Genomic DNA, 233 nt, shown 5'->3' with positions numbered 1-233 from the left:
TTCCGACACCATGAACCACGACGGTTTGTATATGATGGAAAACAACTACCAGTACACGCTGGATTTGCTGGACTGGTGTCAGGACGAACGCATCCCCTTCCTTTATGCCTCCAGCGCCGCCGTGTATGGCAAAGGCGAAATCTTCCGCGAAGAGCGCGAACTCGAAAAACCGCTTAATGTGTACGGCTATTCCAAATTTCTGTTTGACCAAGTATTGCGCCGCCGTATGAAAG

General features: G+C 50.2%; 1 protein-coding gene. It reads left to right on the top strand.

The window, feature by feature from the left end; all coding sequences use genetic code 11:
- Positions 1–233 (top strand): NAD-dependent epimerase/dehydratase family protein (locus tag ACI43T_RS12305; RefSeq protein WP_405387413.1); only part of this gene is annotated, 233 nt, incomplete at both ends.

Origin of the sequence: Neisseria oralis (assembly GCF_045062685.1) — a bacterium.
GTDB classification, from domain to species: Bacteria; Pseudomonadota; Gammaproteobacteria; order Burkholderiales; family Neisseriaceae; genus Neisseria; species Neisseria oralis.
Note: the sequence above shows the minus strand (reverse complement) of the source record. Positions and strands in the feature narration are given on the sequence as shown.